This is a genomic window from Alteromonas sp. AWJ4_197 (assembly GCF_056160285.1).
This window is the reverse complement of the sequence record NZ_JBSWWW010000001.1, coordinates 367,702-394,088: the sequence shown is the minus strand read 5'-3', so window position 1 is coordinate 394,088 and position 26,387 is coordinate 367,702. Positions and strand designations below refer to the sequence as shown.

Below are 26,387 nucleotides of genomic sequence, written 5' to 3'. Positions count from 1 at the left end.
CGGTGTCTTTGGTCTGGGACTGGCCAGTAAAAGAATTACAATTTGCAAAAGGATATTTGTATGACCCGTCTTTTCCGTCTGCCGGCGATGTGCTGGCTCGCTTTTATTATGCTTTTCCCTGCTCTCAGTGCTGCCGGTGACAGTGTGCCGGCCTCTGTGGATGAACTCGACGCTGCTATTGAAGAAATCTTAGAAGACAGCCACATTCCCTCAATGGCATGGGCCGTCATTCAACCCGGCCAGGCCGCCCATATTAATACCTTCGGGGTAAAAGCGCCCGGCTCATCTCAGGCGGTAACGCCTTCCACAACTTACCGTATTGCTTCCATCAGTAAAATGTTCGTGGGTATCGCTGCTATGCGACTTATCGAACAGGAACGCATCAATCCAGAAGACAATGTCAGGGACGTTTTGCCTGATCTTCAATTTGAAAACCCCTGGCAAGCGACTCATCCGCTGAAGGTTAAGCATTTACTTGAAAGTACCACCGGCTGGGATGACTTGTCGCTGAAGGAACACGTGTATGACAATGCTGATGTCATGCCTCTCAGTGAAGCGTTCGGGATAAATCCTGACAGCAGGGTATCCCGCTGGGCGCCCGGCACCCGTCATGCGTACTCTAATTCCGCGGCAGTGGCCACCGCTATGCTGATAGAGCAGGTAACCGGTCAGCCTTTTACAGACTATATCCGCGATACCCTCTTTATTCCCCTTGGATTTGAAAATACGTTTTACGCAGAGCCTGAGCAAAACAGCGATGCTGCATCCGGCGTCAGCGGTGGTCAGGTTGTGCCTCATCAACACTTGTTGATGTATCCGTCAGGCGGCGTCTCATCCAGTATCAATGATCAGGCTAAGTTGCTGGCATTCTTTACTGGGCGCGGTTCGCCACTGCTCAGCATAGACAGTGTTAACCGCATGGAGGTAAGTGATACCACGAATGTGTATCACTTCGATGGTGGTTACGGCATCTATAATTTTGCCCGCTACTACGGCGGATATGCCTACCGGGGACATGACGGGGCGTTAACCGGCTGGACATCAGAGCTGGCGTATTCTCCAAAGGGTGGATACGGGTTTGTGATTTTGCAGAATAGCGATGATGCCAGTGTACTGTATAAGGTGGGAAGAAAAATCAGTGACTTCCTGGTTTCGCAGACAGATACTCCTTCAGTGATAAGTCAGCCGGTACCGGATGAATGGAAGCAAAAGTCCGGCTACTACCGGTTTATTAATACCCGTATAGAAAAGCAGTATTTTATCGAGCGTCTGGTCGCTCCCGTTATGATTGATGTGGAGGATGACGGAGCTAAGCTGTCCAGCGTGTTTCCGCCGGGTTGGAACCGGGAATTAACCTACGCCGGTGACAATCGCTGGCAAAACGAAAAGGGTGAGATTGTGATGGCAGCGGCCACGGATCCCCTTGCCGGTGAGGTTATTCATTACGGTGATCGCGTACTGGTGAAAGTCTCAGCTTTAAACGCTGTCGCCGATAAAATCGTGTTATTTGCCTGGTTAATCTTCTTACTTATCGCTTTGTTGTATACACCTGTCTGGCTGATAAATAACGCCAGGGGGAAAATTACCACGGTACACGGAAAACAACTCCGTAAGTGGATGTCACTGTCAGCGGTCAGTGCATTTGTTTTTCTGCTTTCGCTGGGCATTGGCATGAGCAATCCCTTTGCTTATCTGGCGGCCCCGGGGTTAATTTCGGTTGTCTTGTTCATCAGCTCTGTTGTTCTGCCTTTAGTGACAATATGGGCCTGTATTCAAACGGTAGTTTACAGCCGTTCAGATGCATCCCGCTGGCTGAAGGGCTTTGTGCTGATATTCATTGTGCTGCAGCTGATGGTTGCCGCTTATCTTGCGTATTTCAATGCGGCCGGCATCGTTTCCTGGACATAAACAGTAAGGGCTGACAGCGCAATGCTGTCAGCCAGCCCGCACTCTCAGTGCACGTTACGGGTGTATTCGATGGTTTTGGTAGCAAGCCGCACCTCTACCAGAAATACCAGTAAAGCTGATATCAGTGATGCCATTGCCAGAATAAACAGTGTGATGACCAGCGTATCGAGATTGATGCGCCATAATTCACCGGAAAACAAAGTAACAATCACCGAGCACACCAGCAAACCTGCTGTCACACACAGGCCGATCGCCCAGTTAATCACCCCCACTCTTCGCCACAGCATAATAATTTCACGTTTGTTTTTCTGGATCCGCTCAGCATCAGCAAAGGTTTGGATATTCCGTTCAGCTACCCGTACGCGGTCGGAAATACGACCCAGACGGCCAGACATCACGTTCAGAAAGCCGGCGATACCGGCAAGTAAAAATACCGGCGCAACGGCAATTTTAATGAGTTCAGAAAGGGGGGTGATTAAAGTATCCAATGAATAAAACCTGCTAATTCAACAACCGCGCAAGTTTATCCTATGCCCCTTGCAATTTCACCCGCTCCGGTTCTGACATGGCTCATGTTAAACGGCACAATCCCGGCGTTAACCCGGCCTTAACCCTGCCTGATGTAATGTTGCAGCATACGAGTAAACCGGGTGTAGTAATGAAGAGGAAATTGCCGGTGCTCACAGTGAGCATCGCATTAATACTGTCGGGGTGTGCCAGCACCGGAGACACTACTGATAATGCATTAAGTGAACGGGTGACTGAGGAAATGGGGAAGACGGTTTCCTGGTTGCCTCAGTCAGACTCTGCTATGAGAACAGCCAGTCTTGACCAGTTGTTGCCGGTAGAAGCCGTGCGGGCGCTGGTGGATGAAGCGATAGCGCATAACCCAGGTTTGCAGCAAACACTCATTACACTGAAGCAATCAAAAATACGGGAGACATCTGCCAATGCGTCCCGCCTGCCACAGGCATCGGCCAGCTTGTCCGGTAATAACAGTGAAAATACTGACACCTCCTACAGTGCTTCGGTGAATGTCAGCTGGGAGATTGATATCTGGAACCGTATCGGTGACAGTGTGGATGCCGCGGCTTTTACTACCCGAAGTAATGCGGCGGCGTTGCAGTCGGCAAGGGCCACGCTGGCGGCCAGTGTGATGCAGGGCTACCTCGATATCATCAGCCAGCAGAAAATTCTGGATATTGAAAAGAAGAAACTGGCCGCGCTTGAGAACAGCGAGAGCATCATTTTAAACCGTTACCGCACCGGCCTTGGCACACTGGCAGATTTAGATACAGCCCGTACCAGCAGTGCAACGTCACGGGCTAATATTGCTGAATATGAAAATAATCTGGCCAGTTCAAAACGTGCGCTGGCGGTTTTGCTGGGGCGCAGCGATATGTCACTGGCTGATGTTGCCATCAGCGAGTCGTTCCCTGATGTGGTATTGCCGCTGACTGCATTGCCGGAACAGGACCTGGCGCGGCGTCCTGATCTGATGGCGGCGTATTATCAGATTAAAGCTAACGAATCCTCTGAAAAAGTGGCGTACAAGCAATTACTGCCGTCACTGAATATTACCGCAGCCCTGAGTGACTCTGGTACCACACCCGCGCTGTCGTTGTTCAAAGACCCCGTGTGGAGCTTACTGAGCAGTATTACGGCACCGCTGTTTCAGGGCGGTGAGCTGCGGGCAAATATCGCGCTGGCAGAGCTGGATACACTGAACAGCTGGTGGAACTATCAGGACACACTGCTTACCGCGGTACAGGAAGTGCAGGCAACACTGGATCTGGAAAACAGCTATCAGCGCCGGCAACAGCATATCAGTCAGGCTTACAGCAATTCACGGCGTAGTCAGGACAACTACACCAGTCAGTATCGTCAGGGGCTGAGTGATATTCTCGATTTATTGTCAGTTACCCAGACTACCTATTCCCTGGAAGCACAACTGGTTCAGCTTCAGCGCAATCAACTTTCAAACCGTATCGATTTAGGGCTGGCACTCGGCCTTGGAGTATCGTCATGAGTCAGCAACGTAAAACCCTTTTCATCACTCTGGGCGCAGTCTGCGTGGTCATTCTCGCTGTTATGTTAATTGGTGGGAATGGTGCACCACCGGGACCGCCTGGCGCGCCGTCTTCTGCTACTGCGGCAAAGCCTGAGACTGCCGGCACAGAAAATGGTAACGAGAAGACACAACAGGCTGCACCGGCAGGCAGGATGCCGGGCGCAGGGCAACAGCAAACCACTACCATTCCTGAAGTGGGTGTGGTCAGTGTGGCTGCAAAGTCTCATAAGGCCAATGTAGAAGGTTACGGTCAGGTAAACCCCCGTTTTAATCTGACGTTATCTGCGCAGGTATCCGGACAGGTACAGTCGCTGAGCAAACGGTTTGAAACCGGCGCACAGTTTAATAAAGGGGATGTACTGGCCACCATCGACAATACCGATTATGAACAGGCTGTAGCGGCAGCACAGGCTACGCTGGAAGACGCAAAAGTAGCGCTGGAAGAAGAGCGCTTACAGGGCCAGCAGGCACTGTCTGAATGGCAACGCTCCGGACTGGAAGGTGAGCCATCATCTTCTCTGGTTCTGCGCGGACCGCAACTCGCTGCGGCAGAAGCTACAGTTGCCCAGGCAGAAAAAGCGCTGGCGCAAGCGCAGCGTGATCTGGCCTTTACTCAAATTACTTCACCGTTTAACAGTGTGGTGGTAACCCGTAGCATTCAGCCCGGCAGCTTTGTGCAGTCGGGCGCTGAAATTGCTGCATTGTATGCCACGAATGTGGCAGAAATCGCCATACCGCTGTCAGCGACACAGTGGAACAATCTGCCGTCACCGGCGACACTGAAACAAGCGCCCTGGCCGGTCACACTGACCGACATGGACGGTTTAACCCGCTGGGAAGGTGTGGTTGAGCGGGTAGAGCAGCATTTGGACACCACATCCCGACAGCGAAGCGCGATCGTGGTGGTCAACGACCCGCTTGCTCAGGCATCTCCGCTGTATTTTGGTACGTATGTGGTGGCAGAAATTGCCGGCCGTGAATGGCAGGATGTGTGGCAAATTCCGTCTTCTGCGATTTCGCAGAAGCAGGAAGTCTGGTACGTCACGCAAAGCAACACGCTGGATAAATTTACCCCGCAGGTGTTGTTTATGGAAAACGGTCATGCCTACATTACGCCGGTTGCCGGTATGGAGACCGCGAAAGTGGTCGTGCGGCCGCTGAACAGTTACCTGGTCAATATGAAAGTAAATCCGGTAGCGGAGGTCGGCAATGGCGGCGAATAACAGCAGTATCATCGGCTGGTTTGCCCGCAACCCGGTGGCGGCAAATCTGTTAATGCTGGGAATGATCATTGTCGGGCTGGCGTCTTTGGGTGATATCCGTAAAGAGGCTTTCCCCAGTATGGATCCCCGCTTTATCAATGTTTCCATGACCTACGACAGCGGTGACGCGGTTCAGGCCGAAGAGGGCATTGCGATTAACATCGAAAATGCGCTGGAAGGTGTGCCCGGGATTAAGCGCATTACCTCTACGTCTACGGCCAGTGGCAGTAACGTACAGATTGAAAAGGAAAGTGATTACGATCTCGATACGCTACTTACGGACGTGAAAACCAAGGTAGACAGTATCTTCAATTTTCCGTCTGATGCAGAAAAGCCGGTGATCTCCAAAGGACGGCGGCAGGATCACGTGATTTGGGTGCAGCTCTACGGTGATACTGACCACGCTACATTGCAACAACTGGGCGATCAGCTGGAGCGGGATTTACTCGCCAAAGACGAAATTCGTGAGGTCAGTACGCCTAATTTTATTGACCCCATGATGTCCATCGAAATTGATGAGGCTAAGTTACAGGCATACGGACTGACCATGTCTGATATTGCCGATGCCATTAATCAGGAGTCGGCTACCGCCCTCACAACCAGCCTGCGGAACAAAGAGAAGGTGATCCGGCTTAAAGCCTCTGAGCAGGCCTATTATGCAGAGGACTTTGCCAACATTCCGCTACTGGCCGACGACAGCGGCACATTCCTGACAATCGGTGATGTGGCTGACGTGACCGACATGTTTGCCGATGATGCCTACACGCTGGCCCGGTACAATGGTGTGAACGGCTATGGGATCCAAATCGTGATGGATGAAAACGGCGATGTGGTGAACATGGTGGCACAGGCGAAAAGCGTGGTAGAAGAGTGGCATGAGCGGGGTCTGTTACCGGAAGGCGTAGAGCTGGAAACCTGGTATGACCGCAGCACCATGATTACCGACCGTCTCGCCTTGCTGACTAAAAATGCGCTGTCCGGCATCGTGCTTGTATTTATCACGCTGGCAGTGTTTCTGAATCTTCGCGTGGCATTCTGGGTGGCCGCCGGTCTGCCGTTTATCTTCTTTGGTACCCTGTTTTTCATGACTGACAGCTTCGTTGATATGACCATCAACGAAATGACTACCTTCGGGTTTATTATGGCGCTGGGTATCGTGGTGGACGACGCCGTGGTGGTGGGGGAAAGTGTATACGCCACCAGGCAAAAATACGGAGACACACTGCAAAACACCATCAAAGGCACCATGCGGGTTGCCGTACCCACATTATTCGGGGTATTGACGACTGTTGCGACATTCTTTGCATTGTCTAACGTGGAAGGCGGGCTGGGTAAGCTTTATTCCCAGTTCGGCATGATTGTTACCATCTGTCTGCTGCTGTCGGTGGTGGAATCAAAACTCATTTTACCTTCTCACCTGGCCCATTTACCTACGCACAGAAAACCCCGTAAGGGCATTGCTGATCTGTGGGGCAAAGTGCAGCGGGGTGCTGATCGCGGCTTAAGTTTCTTCAACGAACGGATGTATCAGCCGGCACTGCGCAAAGCCATTCAATATCGCTATGCCGCCGTCATGCTGTTTGTCGCCCTGTTTATTCTGGTGATTGGTATGCCAATGAAAGGTGTGGTGCGGGTAGGCTTTTTCCCCAGTATGCCCGGTGACACAGTGGAAGCGTCAATGACGTTGCAGAGTGATGCCAGCTTCGGTCAGAACGAGAAAAACCTGACTCGGCTCGAAAACACGCTTAATCAAGCGGATGATTTTCTGATGAACAATCTGGGCCTTGAAGGTTCAGGCATCGCCAATTTGCAGGTGACGGCGTCCGGTGATCAGAGTGGCAGCATCATTGTTTCACTGGCAGAGAGTCAACCTTACTCGCTGGATGAACTGGCGTCGAAATGGCGTGAGCTTGCCGGTGAACCTGAAGGGGTGAAGCAATTAAAAATTCAGTCCCGCAGGGAAATGGTAAACGCCTTCCAGGTGGAGCTGAAGAGCATCAGTGACAGTACGCTGACAGCAGCAGAAGCTGCGTTCCGTGAAGCGCTGGCAAACATCGACGGTGTGCACAGTGTAGAAAGCTCACTGACGCCCGGGGAAGCCATGTTGCGTTTCGAATTGACGCCGCAGGGCCGTGCACTGGGCATGGATACCAAAAGCTTGTCTCAGCAGCTGCTGCGGGCATTTGGTGGTGAAATTGTACAGCGCTATCTGCGCGATAAAAACGAAGTAAAAGTGCGGGTACGTTACCCTGAAGCAGACCGGGCGAACCCTGCCGATATCCTGAACGCCAGAGTGCGTTTGAACGACGGCACTGTGGTACCGCTGGACGTGGTTGCCCGTATTAACCCTGACAGCCAGCAGAAGCAAATCACGCGGATTGATGGTTTGCGGGCGCTTACTGTCTCTGCATCCGTTGTCAGTGATGAAATCACCTCAACTGAGCTGGTGGAAAAACTGAACAGTGAACTGGTGCCGGTGCTTACCCGCCAGTATCCGGATTTGTCAGTGCATTTTGCTGGTGAAGCAGAACAGCAGGAAGAAACACAAAGCTCTATGGAAACGGTGTTTATCCTGGCACTGGTGGCCATTTACGCTTTGCTTGCCATTCCGCTTAAATCTTATGTTCAGCCGGTGATCATTATGATGGCAATCCCCTTTGGTGTGGTAGGCGCTATCCTCGGTCACTGGAGCAACGGTTTGATGATGAGTCTGTTGTCTCTGAACGGTATTCTTGCCCTCAGCGGCGTGGTGGTGAACGATTCGTTGCTGCTGGTTTCCCGTTATAACGAGTTACGCCGTTTTGGTGCCGATGTGCAGGACGCCATTATCGAGTCGTGTAGCAGCCGCCTGCGGGCAGTATTGCTGACATCCGTGACGACGTTTGCCGGGCTGTATCCTATTCTCGGGGAAACCTCCAAACAAGCACAGTTTCTGATCCCTGCTGCAGCATCGCTGGGCTATGGTATTCTGTTTGCTACTGTCATCACCCTGTTGTTAATTCCTGCACTGGTGTTAATTAATGAAGATGTGCGAAGCCTGATGGTGCGTGGCCGTGAGCATTTAAAAAAACGTTTCGGAGACCGTGATGACCACATTACTGCTGGTTGAAGACGATTTAGATTTAGCCGGGAACATTGTTGATTATCTGGCACTGGAAGATTTCGACTGCGATCATGCCAGTAACGGTGTGGCGGCACTGAATTTTCTGGCTGAAAATGAATATGCCGTGGTGATCCTCGATATTAATCTGCCGAGACTGGATGGCCTGTCTGTGTGTGAACGGTTACGTGAAAAGGGCGATGATACGCCGGTTATCATGCTCACCGCACGGGATCAGTTAGATGACAAGCTGGCAGGGTTTGCTAAAGGGGCAGATGATTATCTGGTAAAACCCTTTGCCATGGCCGAGCTGGTGGCGCGTTTGCAGGCGCTGTCGCTAAGACGAAGCGGGCAGGTAAAGCAATTGCGATGCGGTGAACTGTGTGTGGATGTGAACGGAAAAACGGCCACGCTGGCAGGCGAGCCTGTGAAAATGAGTCCCACAGCGTTTATCGTACTCGAACAGCTGGTGCGGGCATACCCTGCGCCGGTCTCCCGTGAAATGCTGTCCCAGGCCGTGTGGGGCGAAAACCGGCCGGACTCCAATAGCCTGAAAGTACATATTCATCATTTGAGAAAGGCACTGGGGAAAGAAAGCGGTTTGGATGTGCAGTCTGCTACCGGTGTAGGTTTCAAATTAGTGTCCGGAGCGCAATAGTATGGTTCGTGGCTTCAGTCTGAGTTTGAGACGCTATATTCTCATTGCCCTGCTGGTAATGGGAACAGTCGTCATCTCCGGTTTCAGTTTCCTTGCAATGGTGAATTTTTTCGCAGGGATGGACGGCGTCATGCGTGGCACTATGATATCTGCCGCCGGAGAAACACAAGTGGAGCCGGGCAAGCCTCAGAAAGTCCTGAGTTTTATCATCGTCGCCGACTGGAAGGATTTCCCGGACAGCGTGAAATCAAAATTTAACCCGGACAAACTCCGGCCATTTCATTTACATAAAGCCGTTGAGCGATCGTTTATCTTCTTCAGGCCGTCCAGTGCCGTATTTGTGGTAAAAATTGCTGATCGCCGTGGCAGATATCCCGACCGGTACGTGGCCCAGGTGTTTGACTCTCTTAAACTCGATGACGAACCTGAATTCATGATTTCCCATGAAGGCTGGTCCATGCTCCTGGGGCTGGGCGTGCTGGTGTTGTTCGCCGGGGTGCTGATGATCCTGCTGCGCAGCGTATCCAGGCCAGTTGAGCGACTGCGGTTATGGGCACAGGGGCTTAATGAACAAACGCTGGAACAACCTGTGCCGGAATTCAAATATCAGGAGCTTAATGAACTGGCGGGTATTGTCCATTCCAGCCTGCAACATGTGCGGGAAGGACTGGTGAGAGAGCGGGAGTTTGTTTCCCACGCCAGCCACGAACTTCGCACGCCTATTGCGGTAATCCGTTCCAGTGTGGAGTTGTTGCATAAACTGGAAGAAAAAGGGCCGTCAAAAGGCGCAAACGCCATCCGTCGCATTGACCATGCTTCCCATACTATGACAGATCTTACTGAAACCCTGCTTTGGCTTAGCCGTCAGGATCACGATGAACTGGCCGTATCTGACATTCAGCCGGGAGGGATGTTGTCTGCGCTGGTGCAGGATTTACAGTATTTGCTGACCGGAAAACAGGTGAACGTGGAACTCGCCACGGACAATGTCGTTTGCTCTATCCCGCCGACAGCCCTTCGCATTGTATGCGGTAACCTTATCCGTAACGCATTTCAGCATACCCAAAGTGGTACAGTTACCATAAGCCAGTCTGGTCATACCCTGACGATCGTCAACCGTGAAGACAATGCAGAACAGTATAATGACCCGGTAGGAAACGACGAATCAGGTTACGGTCTTGGCCTGGAACTGGTAAAAAGGGTCACAGCCAAGCTTGGCTGGACCTATCAGCATCGCTTTACTGCTGATGGCTGTGAAGTGAGTATTGTGCTTTCCTGATTAAAGTTTGCTGTTTGAGTATCATCTCACTGTCATAAATCTGCATTAATGTTGTCATCTCTCATTTCTTCAGCGAAGGCAACATTGAACGAAAGCAACTCTCCGGCTGACTGGCAGGGTATTACTGACCCGGCAGCCGTTCAGTCCCGCAGCGCGTTAAAAGCGTTTATCCGCGGGCTTACCAATGATCCGGTGGTAGCCGAAGACGTGCTGCAGGAAACCCTGCTGCGCACCAGTAAAAGTGTGCGCTTCGCCGAACTGGAAAATCCACTTGCCTACATGATTACCGTGGCGAAGTCGGTGCTGTATGATTTTCAGCGTAAAGCCGTGCCGAATGCCGTGGACTGGCAGAATGAAGAACTGGAAGCCGCCAACGACAGTCCCGAAACCCATTATCACAATGCAAGCAAACTGGCGTTTATTGAAAGCGTATTGGCGCAAATGTCGCCGTTGCGCCGGGAGGTTTTTGTTATGCGGCGGGTAGACGGTATGAGCCGGGATGACATCGCCGCCGCGCTGGATTTGAGCGTCGAAGCGGTGAAAAAGCACCTTACCCGGGCCATGGTAGAGCTTACGCTCAAACTGGAAGAAGCGGGTTGGACAGAATCTGCAGAATAATCATTCTTTTTGTCCCCGAATGCATAAAATCACCATCTATATAATTGAATGTAAGTAACAGAGGCACAGATGACACACGCAGATCATTTAGATCAGGCCGCAGACTGGTTTGATCGCTTTGATGAACTGGACGAACAGGGCAAGGTTGAATTGTCGCTGTGGCTTGCTGTGCCTGAACATCAACAAGCTTTCACGCGCATTGCAGCGGCGATTGGCCAGCCTGAGGTGGCAGCGGCAGCAATACAGCTAGCCAGTCGACAGCGCCACGATAAAACAACCACCATTGTGCCTGACGTCGTCGAAATACGCCGTACAGCGCGCCCGTGGTTTGCCATTGCAGCCAGTATGGCGGTGGCGGCAGTACTGGTTATTTGGCTGGGGTTACAACACAACAATACCGTGCAAACAGAGTCGCCAGTGGCCGTTGCTCAGGCTCAGACACTGTCTGTCGAAACACACGCAGGCTCACCTGAATCGGCCGTGTTGCGAGATGGCTCGGTGGTCTATCTGAGCGGCAATTCATCATTGCAGGTGAATCACACGCAGGCGTTGCGTGAAGTGAGTCTTACCCGGGGGCAGGCTTATTTCGATATTGCTCACGCTCCGGAGCGCCCCTTCGTCGTTAATGTCGATACCACCAGGGTGCAGGTCGTCGGTACCGCGTTCGATATCGATAAACTGGCGCATCAAACCGTGATCAGAGTGTACGAAGGTGTTGTTCGTGTGTTTGCTGACAAGTCGCTCACGCTGGTGAAAGGTGAGGGGGTAATCCTGGAAGATGGCAACTGGCACCGTACATTCAGAATCGACGACAGCCTGCTGCCTGAATGGCGTAGTGGCTGGCTGGATGTAGATAATCAGCCGCTTGGCATCGTAACCGAGCAATTGTCCCGCTATCTGAATAAGCCGGTGCACGTGGTAGGGAACGGTAACCAACGCATTAGCGGACGGTTTAATCTTAATGAAGCAGCGAAAAGCCTGCGATTGTTGGCGCAGACAGATGGGCTTTCACTGGAGGAAAAGGATGACGCCTACGTCATAACGGTGTCCGACTAGCAGGGCGGGTTGTGAAAGTGTTTAAGCCGTTAACGCTATCTCGCTTCTCGTTCACTGCCATCGCAGTGGCGACAGGTTTGTGCATTGCCTTACCCACCTGCGCAGCGGTTTCTTCATCGTCTCCTGTTCCTGTTTTTATTGCATCCCAACCGCTTAAAGACAGCTTGCGCGCGCTCTCTGAGCGGTTTGGTCAGTCTTTTGTCACTGACGCGGCTGTGGACATGAGCACTAACGCTCCGGCGGTAAATGGCCAGTTTACCTTGCCGCAAGCCTTAGAGGCACTGCTATACCCCGCTGGCTTGCAATACCGCATTACCGCCGATGGCATCGTGATTAGTCCGGCTGATGAACCGCTCCCCCAAGCGCCTATTGAAGAGGTGGCAGTTACCGGATTACGGGCTTCGCTGGATGTCTCCCGTCAGCGTAAGCGTGAGAATCACGTGATTTCCGATGTGATTGCAGCAAACGATATTGCCAGTTATCCAGACCGTAACCTGGCTGAATCGATGCAGCGTATTCCCGGCATGTCGATTACCCGTGAAGCCGGGGAAGGCCGTCAAATCATGCTGCGGGGGCTCAACCCGGATTTCACCCTGGTTACCCTGAACGGCATGATAGTGTTGGCGAACAACGATTCGCCCATGGATAGCAGACTTCAGAAGCAGCGGGACCGTTCTTTCGATCTGAATTTGTTTGCCACTGATTTGTTCAGTGAAATACAAGTGCTGAAAACCTACGATGCTGAATTACCCACAGGGGGAATGGCAGGCATTGTGGCGCTTAAAACCGCGCACCCTTTCGACCACCCCGGTTTACACTGGAACCTGTCTGCCCAAACCGGTGAGAACCAGTTTACAGACGCATTATCGAAGCGGGTATCTGCCATGGTGTCGAATACCCGTGGTCACTGGGGCGCATTGTTCTCTGTGGCCTACGGCACCCGTTCTTATCAGGAAATGGGCGCAAATACCTTTCGGTGGCGCAGTATTCCGCCTGATGGGGCGGATATCTCCGCCTTACCCACAGCGCTTGCCAGTGCATGGCAAAATGGCGAGTTAACCATACCTCGGGGGAATCGCTACTCGGTATGGCAGAGTGACATGGACCGCGCCGGAGTGGGAGCCTCCATTGAATATAAAACCGACTTTGCCCACGTTACCCTGGATTGGTTGCACGGACGTTTGGCTGGTGAGCGTTACGAGTATCACTTGTATCCCCGGGGCTTTAATTCGACTCCGGTGATTGAAGGGGAAACCCGTATCGTTGATGCCGCTGTGAACGACCTGAACGAACTGATTTATGCGGCCTATGAACAGGCTCAGGTGGGAACGGAAAGTCGTTATCAACAAGTGGCCACCATTTACAATCAGTGGGTGATGAATGTTGAGCATCGTTGGGCACAGGCGCTAACCGGTAGCGGTGTGATTGGCCGGGAGCACGCCCGTTACGATATGCCCCGCAGCAACAAGGCCTACATGGAAGGGGAAACCGATATCACGGTGGATTATCGCCACGACGCTCGCTTTGCGGACATCACCTATCAGGACGATCTGACACAACCCACTTTCTGGCAAATGAAGGAACTGGACGCCGAAGCCTATTTCGCCGCCACGGATTTTTTCAATGCCCGCTATACATTAGCCTACAAGCCGACGGATAACACGACCTGGAAGACCGGCCTTGAGCTGGTTCATTTTCGCAATCAGACCGATTTCTATGATATTCAGGATCTCCTGTCTGCAGACTGGGCAAGCGGGCAACGAGACAGCACGGTGCCTGAAAGCTACAGCACCCCTCTCACTGCTCATCCAAAGCTGAACTGGCTGACACTCAATACCAACGCGATATTTGGTTATTTCGGATTGCCCTATGAGATAAGTGCACTGAAGGGCACCCATGCTGCCGCTGAAAGTGAGCATAGCACCGAACAAGACGACATCATCGAGCAGCGCCTGGCGCTGTATTCGTCATTCAGCACAGATTGGGGAAACTGGTTGCTGGATGCAGGCTTACGCATTGAAAGCGAGCAAACACGCATCAGTGATTCTGACAGCGAGTTCGCCCGCAACCGCACACTGCGTCACACCCATTGGCTACCTGCGGTGAATCTTCGTTATCGTTTAGCCACAAACAACACATTGCGCCTGAGTTTGAGTAAAACGCTGGGCCGCCCGCAGTTAGATGATCTGGCCGCGACTGTACGCTATGACAGCGAAGAAAATACGCTTTATGGCTACAACGACAGCCTGAAACCGTACAGTGCTTACAACATCGATGTGGCCTGGGAGCGATATCTTTCCGACACCAACCGGTTTGCAGTGAGCGCCTTTACAAAGTATCTGGATGACTACATCGTTTATGTAAGTGATAACTTACTCATCAGTGAGCTACCGGAATACGAGGGCTTGTTTTCGCTATCTGCAAGCGACAATGTGACACTGGTCACTGCACAGAATGCCCGGCAAACCTGGCTTTATGGTGTAGAGGCCAGTGCTCAGCTTGAGACGCCCTGGCCATGGTCGCCCCAATACCATCTGGGTGTGGTGGGGAGTGTGAGTTATACCAAGGGCAATCTTACTTACCATAATGCCAATACCGGCGAAGCGCTGTCGGTGAAAAGCTTGCCGTTTCTATCCCCCTGGCTGGCGAACATTACTGCTTACTGGGAAAGCTACGATTTAAGTATTCGTCTTTCAGCCACCTATCGCGACGATTATCTCGCAAGGGTCGATAGCCAGACATTGCAGGATGAAGACGAAACCGGCTTCGAAGAAAGTGTGTATGTTGATGCCGTCGTTGCCTGGTATGTGGCGGATAACTGGGAATTGCGCCTGGAAGCCACAAACCTCACCAATCAACGGGAAATTCAGTATTCCGATTCCTCTCACCGCCCTTACAACACTACCTTAAGCGGACGGGATTACTACGTTGGTGTAACGTATCGTTTTTGAATCACCATTAAAATATGTGTCAGGGCTAGATAGGTAAAAACAAAACAGATATGAACAAAAAAAGGGCCGTGAAACCGGCCCTTTTGGTTGTTCAGTGAGAACTTACATCACGTAAGTCACGCCCAGGTACACAGTACGGCCACTTAATGTGGTGTTGTACAGACGGTCATCAGAGTCAGAGTACTGCTCTTCACGCTCATCGCTCAGGTTAATGCCTTCCAGGCTCACTTTCAGTTTCTCGTTAATGTTGTAGAACGCTGAGAAGTCATAGTAAGTGGTGCCGTGGAAACCCGCTTCATCCTGATCATCACTGGAAGTTTCTACCTGTGTCAGGTAGTCATCACGATGAGCAGCAGATATGCGTGCACCCCAGGTTTCTGTTTCATAGTAAACCGTTAAGTTATAGGTGTTTTTCGACAGTCCATAGAACGGACGGGATACCTGCACGTTTTCGCCGTCTACCAGCACATTGTGTACCGACTCGCCATCCGCATAGGTGTAGTTGGCAATCGCGCCTAGCTTATCAAATGGAGCTGGCAGGAAGTCGAAATCGCGCTGGAACGCCACTTCCCAACCGCTGAAATCACTGTCTTCCAGATTCTGCGGCTGCGACACGTTGTATAGCGTGCTGGCAGACTGCGCCACGCCGTTTTCGTCTACCGCGCCTTCAATCAGGGCTGAAGGATAACCGGTCTCACCGTAAGGTGTAGGAATGGTGGTGGTGGCAATAAAGTTGTCGATATCTTTGCGGAAGTAAGACAGGGCTGCGTAGCCTACATCATCAAAATAGTATTCAACGCCGGTTTCCATGTTCAGGGTTTCGAATGGCTGCAGTGACGGGTTACCAGAGCTGATAGACAAACCACTTGAACCGGCCAGCGGATCGGTGTTGATGCTCCCACCCACGGCCAGGTTATTCAGTGTTGGGCGAGTAAGGTTTTTACCTGCACTTGCGCGTAAAACCAGATTGTCGGTGGCATACCACGCCAGGTTCATCGCTGGCAGGAAACCGTCGTAGTCACTCTCAATGGTAACGTAATTGGTGTCGTTAACCAGGCCGGTAGACGCAATTTCTGTTTCGTAATAACGCACACCAAAGTTTGCTCGCAGTTCGGTATCGCCTAACAGCATGTTCACATCGTAAAGCGCGTACGCTGCTTTGGTTTCTTCTTCCACCTTGTTTGGCGTACGGCTCATGGTGCCATTGCGGTCGATATTGAAGTCGGCAAGCACGGCGTTCACATCAGTACTCAGCCACGACTGACGCTCGTGCCCGTTGTTCACGTACACAGTGGCAGGGTCAACTATGTCAGACACTTCACCCGACTGCCATTCACTGCGCAGCAGGTTATTGGTCTGCAGGTAGTTGTCCATGTGTTTGAACTTCTTATACGACAACCCGAACTTCACGCTGCTGATATCATTCAGGAACAAATCGGCATCGATTTTAGCCACGTCGAAACTGTTCTCTACTTCGTTTTCAAGCAGGTCAATTTCATGGTAGCGAAATTCATCGATGTTAGTCGGATCGTAATCGTTGATATAGGTGTTCTGGCCATAGAAACGGTCTGGGCGGAAATCCAGTGTCATGTCGGCGAAGGACTCAAGATACACTTTAGCGCTGTTGTCTTCATATTCGCTTTTCATGTGACCAGCAAGTGCAGATAGCGATAAATCAGAGTTCACTGTCCAGTCTGCATTGAATACAAATTGGGTAATTTCTGTTTTCGCTGTTTGATCGCGGCTTTCTGAATGCAGCGCCGTGTTTTGCCATTCTGAGTACACCACTTCATTGTTACTGTTGTATTCAATGTCAGTTAGTTCAGAGCAGTAGTAGCGCGCGCCGTCATCATAGTCCGGCCCGGTGCAGCCTAATGCGGTTGAGCTGGAACCACGGCTTTGCAGGTGGAATTCAGAGCGCTTGTTATCCAGTTTGCCGTACAGCGCATCTAAGCCGAACGAGAGGTCGCTGGTAGGACGGTATTGCAAAGCAACCGTTGCCCCCAGACGGGTTTGATCGCTGTTAAACAAAGAATAGCGACTACCACGGGAGAAGCGCAAATCACCACTGTTTACCGCGTCTTGATCTTCCGCTGATAACGCAGAAATATCAGAACCTTGAGCATCACGAGGACGCCAGCGATAGGTGTTATAGCCCTGTTCGCTGGTATCGCGGTTGCTGTATGCGATGGAGAACAGTGCGCCGAACTTGTCCCAGGTATTCGAAACCAGAGCCGCGATGCGCGGACTGGTGTCCCCGGTATTTGAGTTTTGACCCGCTTGTGCACTGATAGCACCTTTAAAGCCGTCATAATCAAAAGGTTTGGCAGTATGCAGACCAACAGTACCGCCGATACCGCCTTCATCCATGTCTGCAGAGTATGATTTCTTCACGTCGATTTGGTTAAACAGTTCAGACGCAAAAATGTTGAAGTCGAAAGAACGTGAGTTGTTTGTGGTACCGCGGCTGTCCATGGGTGAAGAAGATGTGCCCAATGCTTCCATGCCGTTTAACTGTACTTGCGTGAAGTCTGCATTCAGACCACGTAATGAAATCTGACGGCCTTCGCCGGCTTCACGGGTAATGGTGACACCCGGTACACGCTGCAGGGATTCTGCCAGGTTCAGGCTGGGGAAGTCGGCAATGTCTTCGGCCAGAATGGTATCTTGTGTGCCCAGCGCATCTTTTTTCAGATCTTTTGCTTTAATGAGTGAGCTACGAAAGCCTGACACTTCAATTTTTTCAATGTCGTCGGCACTGGCTTGTTCTTGCGCCACTGCAGCAGAAGAAACGGAGCCTAATACGCTGATGACGGAAGCCGCCAATACGTGTTTTTTAAACGTGGTTGTCATAGTGTGTTCCTATTTTTTAATGTCGAGTGATGTGAATTATTGGGAAACTGGGTTATTCCGGCGCAGGGCGCCATGGGCAAAACTGACAACGTGGCCGTCACGTTTTGCCTGAGGGGAACCCGGATAAAAATCGGTGGAAATCATTTGCGCGCCACTGGTAAACGCCGCCATTTTTTGCGCTGTTTTTTCTTCATTGCTGGCACTAAAGTCAGCATCGGCACGGGTGCGAACCAGAAACCCCTCTGCCACACGCTGTTTAATTTCAGTGTGTTGCGTGATCGGGTCGTTGATGATCATGAAAGCGGCGCCATCATCGCTTGCTGGTAACGAGGCAAACATCACGCGACCTTTCAGTCCTGCATGGTTTTCCATGAAGCGCGCGTTTTGTTCAAAGTTGCCATCGAACACGAAGATAAATTTGCCGCGCAGGCTGTCAGCATCGGGCCAGCCGCGTTCAAGCACAGCTTCGCGCAGAGAGCTGAAATCACCACGGATATCGTCAGGGGTGATAACGCGCTCTTTTAATACTGTGCGGATGACGTCATTCAATTGGTCATAAGTGGCGGCGGTGAACGGCGCAGGCGCAGGGCTATTTATAAAAGAAGGCTGGTTCTCTTTGGTGTTCATCAGTACCACGATAGGGAAGTGGTCAGCATGGGCCTCAGACCAGCGTTTTAACTTGTTCAGGCAAGCGGCAAAACCGGTGCAGTGAGATTGCACATCAACGTGAGGTATGTGCAGTACCTTAAAACCCGGTCGTGCCAGCTCGTGTTGAGCCTCATTACTTAGCCAGGTTTCGCCAAGGCGAGTGGCCAGTTCCGGTTTGTCATATTGATTGCCTGTGGGGTCATTCACCACGTCAATTTCTAACTGTCGGAGACCTGAATCCAGCTGTGCTTCAAGAGTGCCATGGCCGTAATTAATTTGTTTGGCAGCTCGCGGATTGTTTTTGGCCAAAAACTGATAAACCGACGCTGGTAAACCTTGCTTATAACTGTTGTGCGAGCCAATCCATTGATAGTCCGTCAGCGCATCTGCAAACGTGGGTTGCGTGGCCGCAATGGATAAAAGCAGGGTAGTTAAAAGTCGCATTGGTTTTCTCTCACAGGTCATGTGTGAGGAAGATGCGAAAAACAAAATTTCGGGGACAACAAAAACTTGCTAACCTATTAATATTCATAAAATTGTCACATTGCAGATGAAGTTTTTGTGACATTGGGTAATATTTGTCCCCGTTTTCTCAAAGTGTGCGTCTATGTGAATTGGGACGCAGTTTTTATGTGTTTTTAACTTTGGTTTATCAGCTTTCAGGACTAAAAATGGGAAGTGCATTGTTGATGAGATGGCTGGCTGGCACGGTTGCCATGTTGTTACTTTCTGGCTGCGACGTAGATGTGGCAAAAACGGAATCGCCGGAAACTAATTATCAGGAGAAAGAACAGGAAGTAAAAATTGCCTTTCTTGCAGACATACACTTGCATGATTTCTTCGCTGCAGCTAAAGATTTGGATGCATCTGAACTGCCACTGATAGCAGATACCCCGATCTCAGGTGACAGCTCGCAGGGAGCACAAACGCCGGTGTTGATGCGCAGTATGCAGGCACAGCTCAACAGTACCCGGCTGTTTAATGAAAACTACTTTGTTTTTCGCGCTGCTCTGGATGAGATTGCTGCCAAAGGGATTAAGCTGGTGGCGTTGCCCGGAGATTTTTCTGATGACGGCCAGCCCGCCAATGTGAAGGCGCTGGCTGACATTCTGGCTGAATACTCAGGCAAATACGGTATGCGCTTCTTTGCAATTACCGGTAACCACGACCCCGTGCGCCCCTTCTCCCGTGCCGGAGGAAAGAAAGACTTCCTGCATCGCAGCGGTAAAGAAGTGGCGGTGATGAGTCCTGATCACCCTGATTGCCTGATTAAATCTGCATGGCAATGCAGCAATGCACTGCGGGAATGGGGCTACGCTGACATCATGGAAACCCTCAAATCACAGGGTTTCAGCCCGTCAACGCAGGATGTGTTGTATGAAACACCCTTTGGGACAGCCGATGTCAGTAAGCGCGGCTGGCGCTGGTGCGACCCCGGCAACGGAAGTGAGGACAGCAATACGGGCGAGAAGAGCAACCCGACTGAAGAGAACGGGGAATCCTGTATTTTTATGCCGGATGCCAGCTATCTGGTTGAACCGGTAGAGGGCCTTTGGTTACTGGCTATCGACGCCAATGTGTACACGCCCAAAGGTAAGGTTTCGTCGCTGGAGTTTAATGGTTCAGGAAATGCAGGTTACAACGCGCTGATGGACTATAAACCGGAACTTATTGACTGGATCGCCGGCGTGGTAAAGCGGGCAGAAGAGCTAGACAAGCGCCTGATTGCATTCAGCCATTTTCCCATGGCGGACTTCTACGACAACACACAAAAACAACTGGCTGAGCTGTTCGGAGACACCGGTATGCAACTAAAACGTATGCCGTCAGCATCGACAACGCAGATCCTGTCTGATCTCGGATTGCGGCTGCACATGGCAGGGCACATGCACCTGTACGACATTGCACAACCTGAAGACACCGGCGGGCTGGTGAATGTGCAGGTGCCGTCGTTGGCTGCCTATCAGCCAGGCTACAGCGTGGTTACCCTGAACAATGATGGCAGCGCTCAGGTAGATACCATCATTCAGCAGCAAGTTGCCCGTTTCGATACTTTGTTCCCTGTGTATGCTAAAGAGTGGCAATACCGCAAGCTGGCGGGACTGATAAACTGGGATAACACCATTCTGGATGCGCCGGACTATCTGCGTTTTACCGACGCGCATTTAAAAGAAGTGGTACGACAGCGCTATGTGGGTCGTGAATGGCCTAAGCCGCTGGCTACTTTCATTCAAAGCAAAACGGTTGGTGACGCACTGGAAACGCTGGTATGTGCCAATGTTAGTCGCGTTACAGATGAAGGACTGCTTACAATGCCCGCCATCACACTGGCTAATGATTATTACCGTATCAGGAATGCCGGTCAGTTTGCTGACCTTGGTGGACGGGAAGTCGTGTACGAGCGTCTTAGTGATGCCACGTTACATTGTGAGTTGCCAGAAGCCGCCCCTGTGCAATCGCAACAGGTGAGGCGCTTTGTCGAACTGCTCAGCGACGTGGCGGTATCACGGGATGTCACGTCAATTACGGTGAAGGGCGTTTAACAAGGGCGCTGGTGCGCCCTGTTATCAGCCTGCGATTGTGGTGATCGCTTCTGCCAGCTTCTGCATGTGGGCAACCGGCGTAAAAATTTGCGGTGTTACCCGTATATTAGAGCCGCTGGATAAGTCATTTCTGACAACGGTAAAAATACCGAACTCTTCTTCCAGGCGTTTTTGTAACGCCTGATTTTCTTCGGGACTGGTTTTGCCTTTTAAACGAAAGCCACCCATACCAGATGCATTATCTGAGCTGGCTGCGCCAAGTATTTCAACTTCAGGGTTTTCCCTCAGCGGTAGCGTCCAGCTTTCCCACAAATACCGCAACCGCGCTTCTTTATTTTTGCCGCCGATTTTGTGGTGAAATGCCAGTGCATCCGGCACGCTTAAAAAACTGGCGAAGTCAGACGTTGCAAGATGTACGCGGTTAGCCACGTCATTGTCGCCCGGGTCTTCGCCCGGAAAGGGCATTACTGGAGCTAAGGTTTGTTCCCGCATATACAGAGCGCCTACACCCACCGGTGAACCAATCCATTTGTGCAAATTGAAAATTGCCCAGTCGACACCAAGTTCATCCGGCGTGAAGTCGAGTAAACCCCAGGACTGAGCAGTATCACAGATAACGTAGATGCCATGCTCCCGCGCAAGTTTAGCAATACGCTTAACCGGCATAACAAGGCCATGCTGATTGCTCACATGAGTAAGCAGCATCAGCTTTATACGTGGGTTGCGCTCAAATGCTTTGCGATACACATCAACATAATCATCATCTGAACCGGAGGCCGGAAGTGATAACTCGTGACCTTTAACGTTTCTGCTATCACTTAACCAGACCATCATGTCCTGGTAGGCGGGGTAATCGATATCTGCCCACAAGATTTCATCACCTGCCTTAAAATCATTGAATTGAGTGATCAAATTCACAAATGATTCCGTGGCGTTGCGGGTCAGCATGATCTCATGAGTTTTAACCTTCAAAGCGTCAGCAACAGACTCCCGCGCGGCAAGAAAATCGGCTTTATACTGCTTACGCACGTACCAGGACATGGCGTGATTGACCTTTTTCGTGTGATCAAAGAAGGCCTGCTGAACCGGATTGGCCATTTTGCCCCAGTAGCCCTGTTCCAGATTGATGATGTCGTTTTGCACATCAAACTGACTGCGCACGGCTTGCCAAAAGTGCTCATCTCTGGCCACGGTTGCAGCTGAACCAACCGGACTTTCAAATTGCTGAGCAGATAAAGATAAAGCGGTAGATGATGCGGCAAATGCCGCTGAATATTTCAAAAACTGTCTTCTGGATGACATGTGTTCCCCGAACCTTGTTATTTTTAGTAATGTTATAGTGTTGCAATACCTACGCTATAACCTAGGAAAATAAAAGTCCTGGTTTTGAGACGGATGTGCTGAAAATTTAGCCGAAGATATGGTTTGCCGAAAATATGGATTGGGGAAAAGGTGAGAGAGAAGGGGCTTGTCAGCCCCTTTCTGGTTCCGGCACGAACATCGGGTAGCCGGTGCTCTGATGTTTAATATCAGCTAGGTGCCAAGCGCAAAGCTTGTTTTCTTTCTGCTGGCAACTAACACCATGAGTAGCCCAAGTAAGGCGGTGCCTGCGCCAGCTAAGGCTACCGCTGGTAATCCAAGACCTGCACTTATAACGCCGCCACCTAAAGCTGCGCCAACCGCATTACCAAGATTAAACGCACCAATGTTCATGGCCGATGCCAGATTCGGCGCTTCGCTGGCCTCCTGAACCACCAATGATTGCAGCGGTGGAACCACAGCGAAGCTGGCAATGCCCCAAAGGAAAATCAGTGGCACAACGACAACGGAAGAAGACATGGTAACGGTAAAGATCACCAGCAGCAGAATGACCGCAATTAACGATACGATTAATGTGCCGTACAAATTGCGATCGGCATAGCGTCCGCCCAGCACATTACCCACCGCAAGCCCCACGCCGTAAAGCACCAGCATAGCCGTGACAAAAGTCGTCGAAGCATGAGTTTCTTGCTGCAGAATTGGCACAATGTAAGTAAATACCGTGAACATAGAGCTGGCACCCACCACCGTTAACAGTAATGCTGCCAACACAGACCCTTTGCTTAACACGGCTAGTTCATTTCGAATGTTCGCTTTTTCCTGATTCACCAACGGAGGCAAGCTAAAGCGCAAGGCTATCATTGCCACCAAACCGATAGCCGCAATGCCCAGAAACGCATTTCGCCAGCCCAGCGTTGTGCCCACAAAACTTGCCAGTGGCACACCGCCAACGGTCGCGATAGTAAGCCCTGAAAACATTGCCGCAACCGCACCGGCGCGTTGATTCGGCGGCACTAACTGAGTTGCTACCACAGCACCAACACCAAAAAATACGCCGTGATTGAACGAGGTGATAATGCGGCTAATCATCAATGCGCTGTAACTGTCGGCCAGCGCGCTCATTAAATTGCCCAGGGTAAAAATGCCCATGGACAACACCAGCAGGCGACGGCGCGGCATATTGGCAAACAGTAAAGTCATGACCGGCGCACCCACCAGTACCCCAAAAGCATATGCACTAATGAGAATACCCGCTGTTGGAATAGAGACGCCTAAGTCATCTGCTATCACAGGCAACATTCCCATAGGGGAGAATTCCGTTACACCAATTCCAAAAGCACCAATGGCCAGTGCCATCAGTGGAAAGTTAATCTTCATGTTGAACTTAAGTTTATTTATGATACCAGGGAATATAACGACATAAAGAATCCCAGAGTAGTGGGGTGAGAAGCTAATCTGTTTTGCACTGGATTCACAAATGAAACAAGTTAAAGCTGATAAAACGGCTGAAATGGAAACCTTTTTAACGGTGGCGAAACTGGGTAGTTTAAGCGGAGCCGCGAGAGAGTTGGGCCTGACACCATCGGCAGTAAGCCGGATGATGACCCGGATAGAAAAGCGTTTAGGCGTCCGGCTGCTTGTCCGTTCTACCCGCAAACTTTACTTAACCAGTGAAGGGGAATCTTATGCCCTAGCTGCCAGGCGGATCTTAAAAGATGTCGAAGAGACCGAGCGCGCCATTGCCGATCGCGCCCGCCCAAGCGGTTTAATTAAAGTGAGTACCGCAACGGCTTACAGTCGTCTAACCATGATTCCCTTGTACAAAGAGTTTTTAGAGCGCTATCCCAACATCAAAATAGAAGTCGAAGTGAGCGATAAAATCAGCAATGTGGCTGACGGACATATTGATGTCGCAATACGCTTTGGTCCTTTACCTGACAGCAATTTAACCGCCAGGCGCTTAGGTGAAACCGGCAGAACTGTGGTCGCATCACCCAATTATTTAGCGCAGGCAGGCATGCCTGAAACCCCCGCCGACCTAAAACACTTTAATTGTCTGGATTTCAGTTTTCAGCGCATAGAGCCCGGCTGGCCTTTTCGTGAAAATGGTGAAGACTACATTCTGCCCATAGAAGGGAATATGACGTCGAACAATGGTGAAACGCTGGTTGAACTTACCATGGCTGATATTGGCATTACCCGGGTCGGCAACTTTCATATCGAACAGATGCTCGCATCGGGACAACTTGTTCCACTTCTAGAAGACTTCAATCCACAAGACAAAGAGGTCATCCATGCTGTGTTTATCGGCGGGCGACACATGCCCGCCAGAGTGAGGGTCTTTGTGGATTATCTGGTTGAGAAAATGGCTTCTAATTCCTAAGGATCATTTATCGCTTATATCACTCTGTCTGTGTTCACATGAACTGCAAATAAGGTTTTCTTTTGCAACGGACAGAGAGCGTTTTTGTTAGAATGGCAACCTCTATTGTCAGTGTGCGCTATGCAGGTTGCTCCGGGGTTGCTGATGGTTAACGCTATTTAAGTATTTAAGGTCTGTTGTGAAAAAAACCGGTATTTTCGTAGACGTGCAAAACGTCTATTACACCACCCGCAGTGCGTTTAAGCGCAATTTTGACTACAACCGTTTCTGGGCTGAGGTGACTCACGATAGGGAAGTGGTGACAGCCAATGCTTATGCCATCAATCGTAACGACGAAAAGCAGAAGCAGTTTCAGAATATTCTCAGAGCTATTGGCTTTGAGGTGAAGCTGAAACCCTTTATCCAACGCGCCGACGGCAGTGCCAAAGGCGATTGGGACGTGGGGTTGACGCTGGATATGGTAGAAGCAGCGGAACATTGCGACGTGCTTGTACTGGTGTCTGGCGACGGTGATTTTGATTTGCTGGTTCAGCGCGCCCGGGAAAAGCACCAGTGTGAAGTGGAAGTGTACGGTGTTGAGGCGCTGACTGCCGACAGCCTGAAACGTGCGGCTGACCGCTTTGTGCCGGTAATGGATAATCTGCTACTCTAAGTGCCTTTTTTTGTTCCCAGAATAACGACTACAAACCGGATTAGTTCATGCGCTTCAAACTCCCGTCATCAGCCAAAGCTGTGGCTTTATCATTACTCTATGTTCTCTCCTTTTGTGTAACGTCTTTCCATGCGGTGGCAGAAACCGCAGCCTGGGCTCAGCCTGAAAAGGAACTGATGGTACCGGTAGAAGGCGGCAAAATTTATGTGCGCTTAAATGGCCTTGAACATAAAAACGCCACACCGGTGATATTTATTCACGGTGGTCCGGGTGGTACGCATAATGGCTTCGCCGGTATGACGGAGCTGGCCAACGACCGTATGGTGATCATGTACGATCAACTCGACAGTGGTAAATCAGAGCAGCCAAACGACCCGGCCAACTGGCGGGTAGAACGCTTCGTTAATGCTCTGGAAACTATCCGCAAAACGCTGGGGCTGAGCAAATGGCATGTTGTGGGCCATAGCTGGGGCTCGGCGCTGGCTCTGGAATACTCGGCTAAATATCCGCAGTACACCGTATCTACGGTTTTAGGAGGCACGTTTATTTCGACGCCACATTGGATCATGGATGCAAACCTGCTGGTAAAAGCCGCCCCGCAAGACGTACAAAAGACGCTGAAACAGTGTGAATCCGCGAAGCCGCCAGAAGGCGATGTTTGTCGTAAAGCTTATACCAAACTTTATTCTGCTTATTACACCCGGGGTATTGGCACCGAAGCGGCCAGAGTTTACTACGAGAACGTAGGCGGCAACGGCTTTAATCCGCTTATCTACAACAAGATGTGGGGACCGAGTGAGTTTTCATCTACCGGCGTGCTGAAAAGCTACGATGCCACCCATTTACTGGCAGACATTGACCCGATGAATACTTTGTTCATGATTGGCCAGTACGATTCAGCTCGTATCGATACCGTACAGGATTATCTGGCTCTGACACCGGGAGCAGAACTGGCTGTGGTGCCAGGTGGTGCACACGGTTTCTATAACGACCGGCCACGCATTACGTTTGCATTGTTGAAAAGCTGGTTGGACCGAAAAGATCCTCACGCTGCTATGCCTGAATAACAAAAAGTGCCCTGGCAG

18 protein-coding genes are annotated in these 26,387 nt (G+C 51.0%); 13 read left to right on the top strand and 5 right to left on the bottom strand.

Going from position 1 to position 26,387, the window contains the following annotated elements; genetic code table 11:
* Positions 1-60 precede the first annotated feature (60 nt).
* Positions 61-1,908, top strand: a complete 1,848-nt coding sequence (locus tag ACXAGC_RS01695) for a serine hydrolase domain-containing protein (protein WP_474841851.1) — start codon at positions 61-63, stop codon at positions 1,906-1,908.
* A gap of 44 nt (positions 1,909-1,952) precedes the next feature.
* On the opposite strand, the gene ACXAGC_RS01690 is transcribed toward ACXAGC_RS01695, so the two are convergent.
* Complete coding sequence (locus tag ACXAGC_RS01690) at positions 1,953-2,396, bottom strand: DUF2721 domain-containing protein (RefSeq protein WP_119502960.1); 444 nt, start codon at positions 2,394-2,396, stop codon at positions 1,953-1,955.
* 77 nt (positions 2,397-2,473) lie between these two features.
* On the opposite strand from ACXAGC_RS01690, the gene ACXAGC_RS01685 reads away from it, so the two are divergent.
* From ACXAGC_RS01685 to ACXAGC_RS01650, 8 genes are all read left to right on the top strand, one after another.
* Positions 2,474-3,937, top strand: a complete 1,464-nt coding sequence (locus ACXAGC_RS01685) for a TolC family protein (protein ID WP_474841848.1) — start codon at positions 2,474-2,476, stop codon at positions 3,935-3,937.
* On the top strand, positions 3,934-5,202 hold the full coding sequence (locus ACXAGC_RS01680) for an efflux RND transporter periplasmic adaptor subunit (RefSeq protein WP_474841846.1): 1,269 nt from the start codon (positions 3,934-3,936) through the stop codon (positions 5,200-5,202). The genes ACXAGC_RS01685 and ACXAGC_RS01680 overlap by 4 nt, the downstream gene beginning before the upstream one ends.
* A complete protein-coding gene (locus tag ACXAGC_RS01675) occupies positions 5,189-8,350 on the top strand; it encodes an efflux RND transporter permease subunit (protein ID WP_474841844.1) in 3,162 nt (1,053 codons plus the stop codon). Before ACXAGC_RS01680 ends, ACXAGC_RS01675 begins: the two co-directional genes overlap by 14 nt.
* On the top strand, positions 8,328-8,999 hold the full coding sequence (locus tag ACXAGC_RS01670) for a response regulator transcription factor (RefSeq protein ID WP_474841842.1): 672 nt from the start codon (positions 8,328-8,330) through the stop codon (positions 8,997-8,999). The genes ACXAGC_RS01675 and ACXAGC_RS01670 overlap by 23 nt, the downstream gene beginning before the upstream one ends.
* 1 nt (position 9,000) lies before the next feature.
* Positions 9,001-10,278 (top strand): sensor histidine kinase, encoded by a 1,278-nt coding sequence (locus tag ACXAGC_RS01665; protein WP_474841840.1) that lies wholly within the window; start codon positions 9,001-9,003, stop codon positions 10,276-10,278.
* Between the two features lie 48 nt (positions 10,279-10,326).
* Positions 10,327-10,896, top strand: coding sequence for an RNA polymerase sigma factor (locus ACXAGC_RS01660; protein ID WP_474841838.1), 570 nt, complete (start codon positions 10,327-10,329; stop codon positions 10,894-10,896).
* Positions 10,897-10,965: 69 nt separating this feature from the next.
* The gene (locus ACXAGC_RS01655) at positions 10,966-11,952 is read left to right on the top strand and encodes a FecR family protein (protein WP_474841836.1); all 987 of its coding nucleotides are present in this window, start codon (positions 10,966-10,968) and stop codon (positions 11,950-11,952) included.
* A gap of 11 nt (positions 11,953-11,963) precedes the next feature.
* On the top strand, positions 11,964-14,903 hold the full coding sequence (locus ACXAGC_RS01650) for a TonB-dependent receptor (RefSeq protein WP_474841834.1): 2,940 nt from the start codon (positions 11,964-11,966) through the stop codon (positions 14,901-14,903).
* Positions 14,904-15,005: 102 nt separating this feature from the next.
* On the opposite strand, the gene ACXAGC_RS01645 is transcribed toward ACXAGC_RS01650, so the two are convergent.
* Positions 15,006-17,756, bottom strand: a complete 2,751-nt coding sequence (locus tag ACXAGC_RS01645; RefSeq protein ID WP_474841832.1) for a TonB-dependent receptor — start codon at positions 17,754-17,756, stop codon at positions 15,006-15,008.
* Between the two features lie 36 nt (positions 17,757-17,792).
* Positions 17,793-18,848, bottom strand: a complete 1,056-nt coding sequence (locus ACXAGC_RS01640) for a Ca2+-dependent phosphoinositide-specific phospholipase C (RefSeq protein WP_474841830.1) — start codon at positions 18,846-18,848, stop codon at positions 17,793-17,795.
* 227 nt (positions 18,849-19,075) lie between these two features.
* Between ACXAGC_RS01640 and ACXAGC_RS01635 the strand changes: the two genes are divergently transcribed.
* Positions 19,076-20,947 carry a metallophosphoesterase family protein gene (locus ACXAGC_RS01635; RefSeq protein ID WP_474841828.1) on the top strand — a complete coding sequence of 624 codons (1,872 nt, stop codon included), beginning with the start codon at positions 19,076-19,078 and terminating at the stop codon, positions 20,945-20,947.
* Between the two features lie 24 nt (positions 20,948-20,971).
* On the opposite strand, the gene ACXAGC_RS01630 is transcribed toward ACXAGC_RS01635, so the two are convergent.
* On the bottom strand, positions 20,972-22,228 hold the full coding sequence (locus tag ACXAGC_RS01630) for an aminotransferase class V-fold PLP-dependent enzyme (protein ID WP_474841826.1): 1,257 nt from the start codon (positions 22,226-22,228) through the stop codon (positions 20,972-20,974).
* Between the two features lie 252 nt (positions 22,229-22,480).
* Positions 22,481-23,644, bottom strand: a complete 1,164-nt coding sequence (locus ACXAGC_RS01625; RefSeq protein ID WP_474841824.1) for an MFS transporter — start codon at positions 23,642-23,644, stop codon at positions 22,481-22,483.
* Between the two features lie 100 nt (positions 23,645-23,744).
* Here ACXAGC_RS01625 and ACXAGC_RS01620 point away from each other — a divergent pair, with 100 nt between their 5' ends.
* From ACXAGC_RS01620 to ACXAGC_RS01610, 3 genes are all read left to right on the top strand, one after another.
* Positions 23,745-24,650, top strand: a complete 906-nt coding sequence (locus ACXAGC_RS01620) for a LysR family transcriptional regulator (protein ID WP_474841822.1) — start codon at positions 23,745-23,747, stop codon at positions 24,648-24,650.
* 178 nt (positions 24,651-24,828) lie between these two features.
* On the top strand, positions 24,829-25,302 hold the full coding sequence (locus ACXAGC_RS01615; protein ID WP_474841820.1) for a LabA-like NYN domain-containing protein: 474 nt from the start codon (positions 24,829-24,831) through the stop codon (positions 25,300-25,302).
* Between the two features lie 47 nt (positions 25,303-25,349).
* A complete protein-coding gene (locus tag ACXAGC_RS01610; protein ID WP_474841818.1) occupies positions 25,350-26,369 on the top strand; it encodes a proline iminopeptidase-family hydrolase in 1,020 nt (339 codons plus the stop codon).
* Positions 26,370-26,387: the final 18 nt, after the last annotated feature.

Bases quoted from the DNA above. Each gene is read 5' to 3' on its own strand.
- ACXAGC_RS01695 (WP_474841851.1), top strand. From the start codon at position 61: ATGACCCGTCTTTTCCGTCTGCCGGCGATGTGCTGGCTCGCTTTTATT.
- ACXAGC_RS01685 (WP_474841848.1), top strand. From the start codon at position 2,474: ATGGCTCATGTTAAACGGCACAATCCCGGCGTTAACCCGGCCTTAACC.
- ACXAGC_RS01680 (WP_474841846.1), top strand. From the start codon at position 3,934: ATGAGTCAGCAACGTAAAACCCTTTTCATCACTCTGGGCGCAGTCTGC.
- ACXAGC_RS01675 (WP_474841844.1), top strand. From the start codon at position 5,189: ATGGCGGCGAATAACAGCAGTATCATCGGCTGGTTTGCCCGCAACCCG.
- ACXAGC_RS01670 (WP_474841842.1), top strand. From the start codon at position 8,328: ATGACCACATTACTGCTGGTTGAAGACGATTTAGATTTAGCCGGGAAC.
- ACXAGC_RS01665 (WP_474841840.1), top strand. From the start codon at position 9,001: ATGGTTCGTGGCTTCAGTCTGAGTTTGAGACGCTATATTCTCATTGCC.
- ACXAGC_RS01660 (WP_474841838.1), top strand. From the start codon at position 10,327: ATGTTGTCATCTCTCATTTCTTCAGCGAAGGCAACATTGAACGAAAGC.
- ACXAGC_RS01655 (WP_474841836.1), top strand. From the start codon at position 10,966: ATGACACACGCAGATCATTTAGATCAGGCCGCAGACTGGTTTGATCGC.
- ACXAGC_RS01645 (WP_474841832.1), bottom strand. From the start codon at position 17,756: ATGACAACCACGTTTAAAAAACACGTATTGGCGGCTTCCGTCATCAGC.
- ACXAGC_RS01640 (WP_474841830.1), bottom strand. From the start codon at position 18,848: ATGCGACTTTTAACTACCCTGCTTTTATCCATTGCGGCCACGCAACCC.
- ACXAGC_RS01635 (WP_474841828.1), top strand. From the start codon at position 19,076: ATGGGAAGTGCATTGTTGATGAGATGGCTGGCTGGCACGGTTGCCATG.
- ACXAGC_RS01625 (WP_474841824.1), bottom strand. From the start codon at position 23,644: ATGAAGATTAACTTTCCACTGATGGCACTGGCCATTGGTGCTTTTGGA.
- ACXAGC_RS01620 (WP_474841822.1), top strand. From the start codon at position 23,745: ATGAAACAAGTTAAAGCTGATAAAACGGCTGAAATGGAAACCTTTTTA.
- ACXAGC_RS01610 (WP_474841818.1), top strand. From the start codon at position 25,350: ATGCGCTTCAAACTCCCGTCATCAGCCAAAGCTGTGGCTTTATCATTA.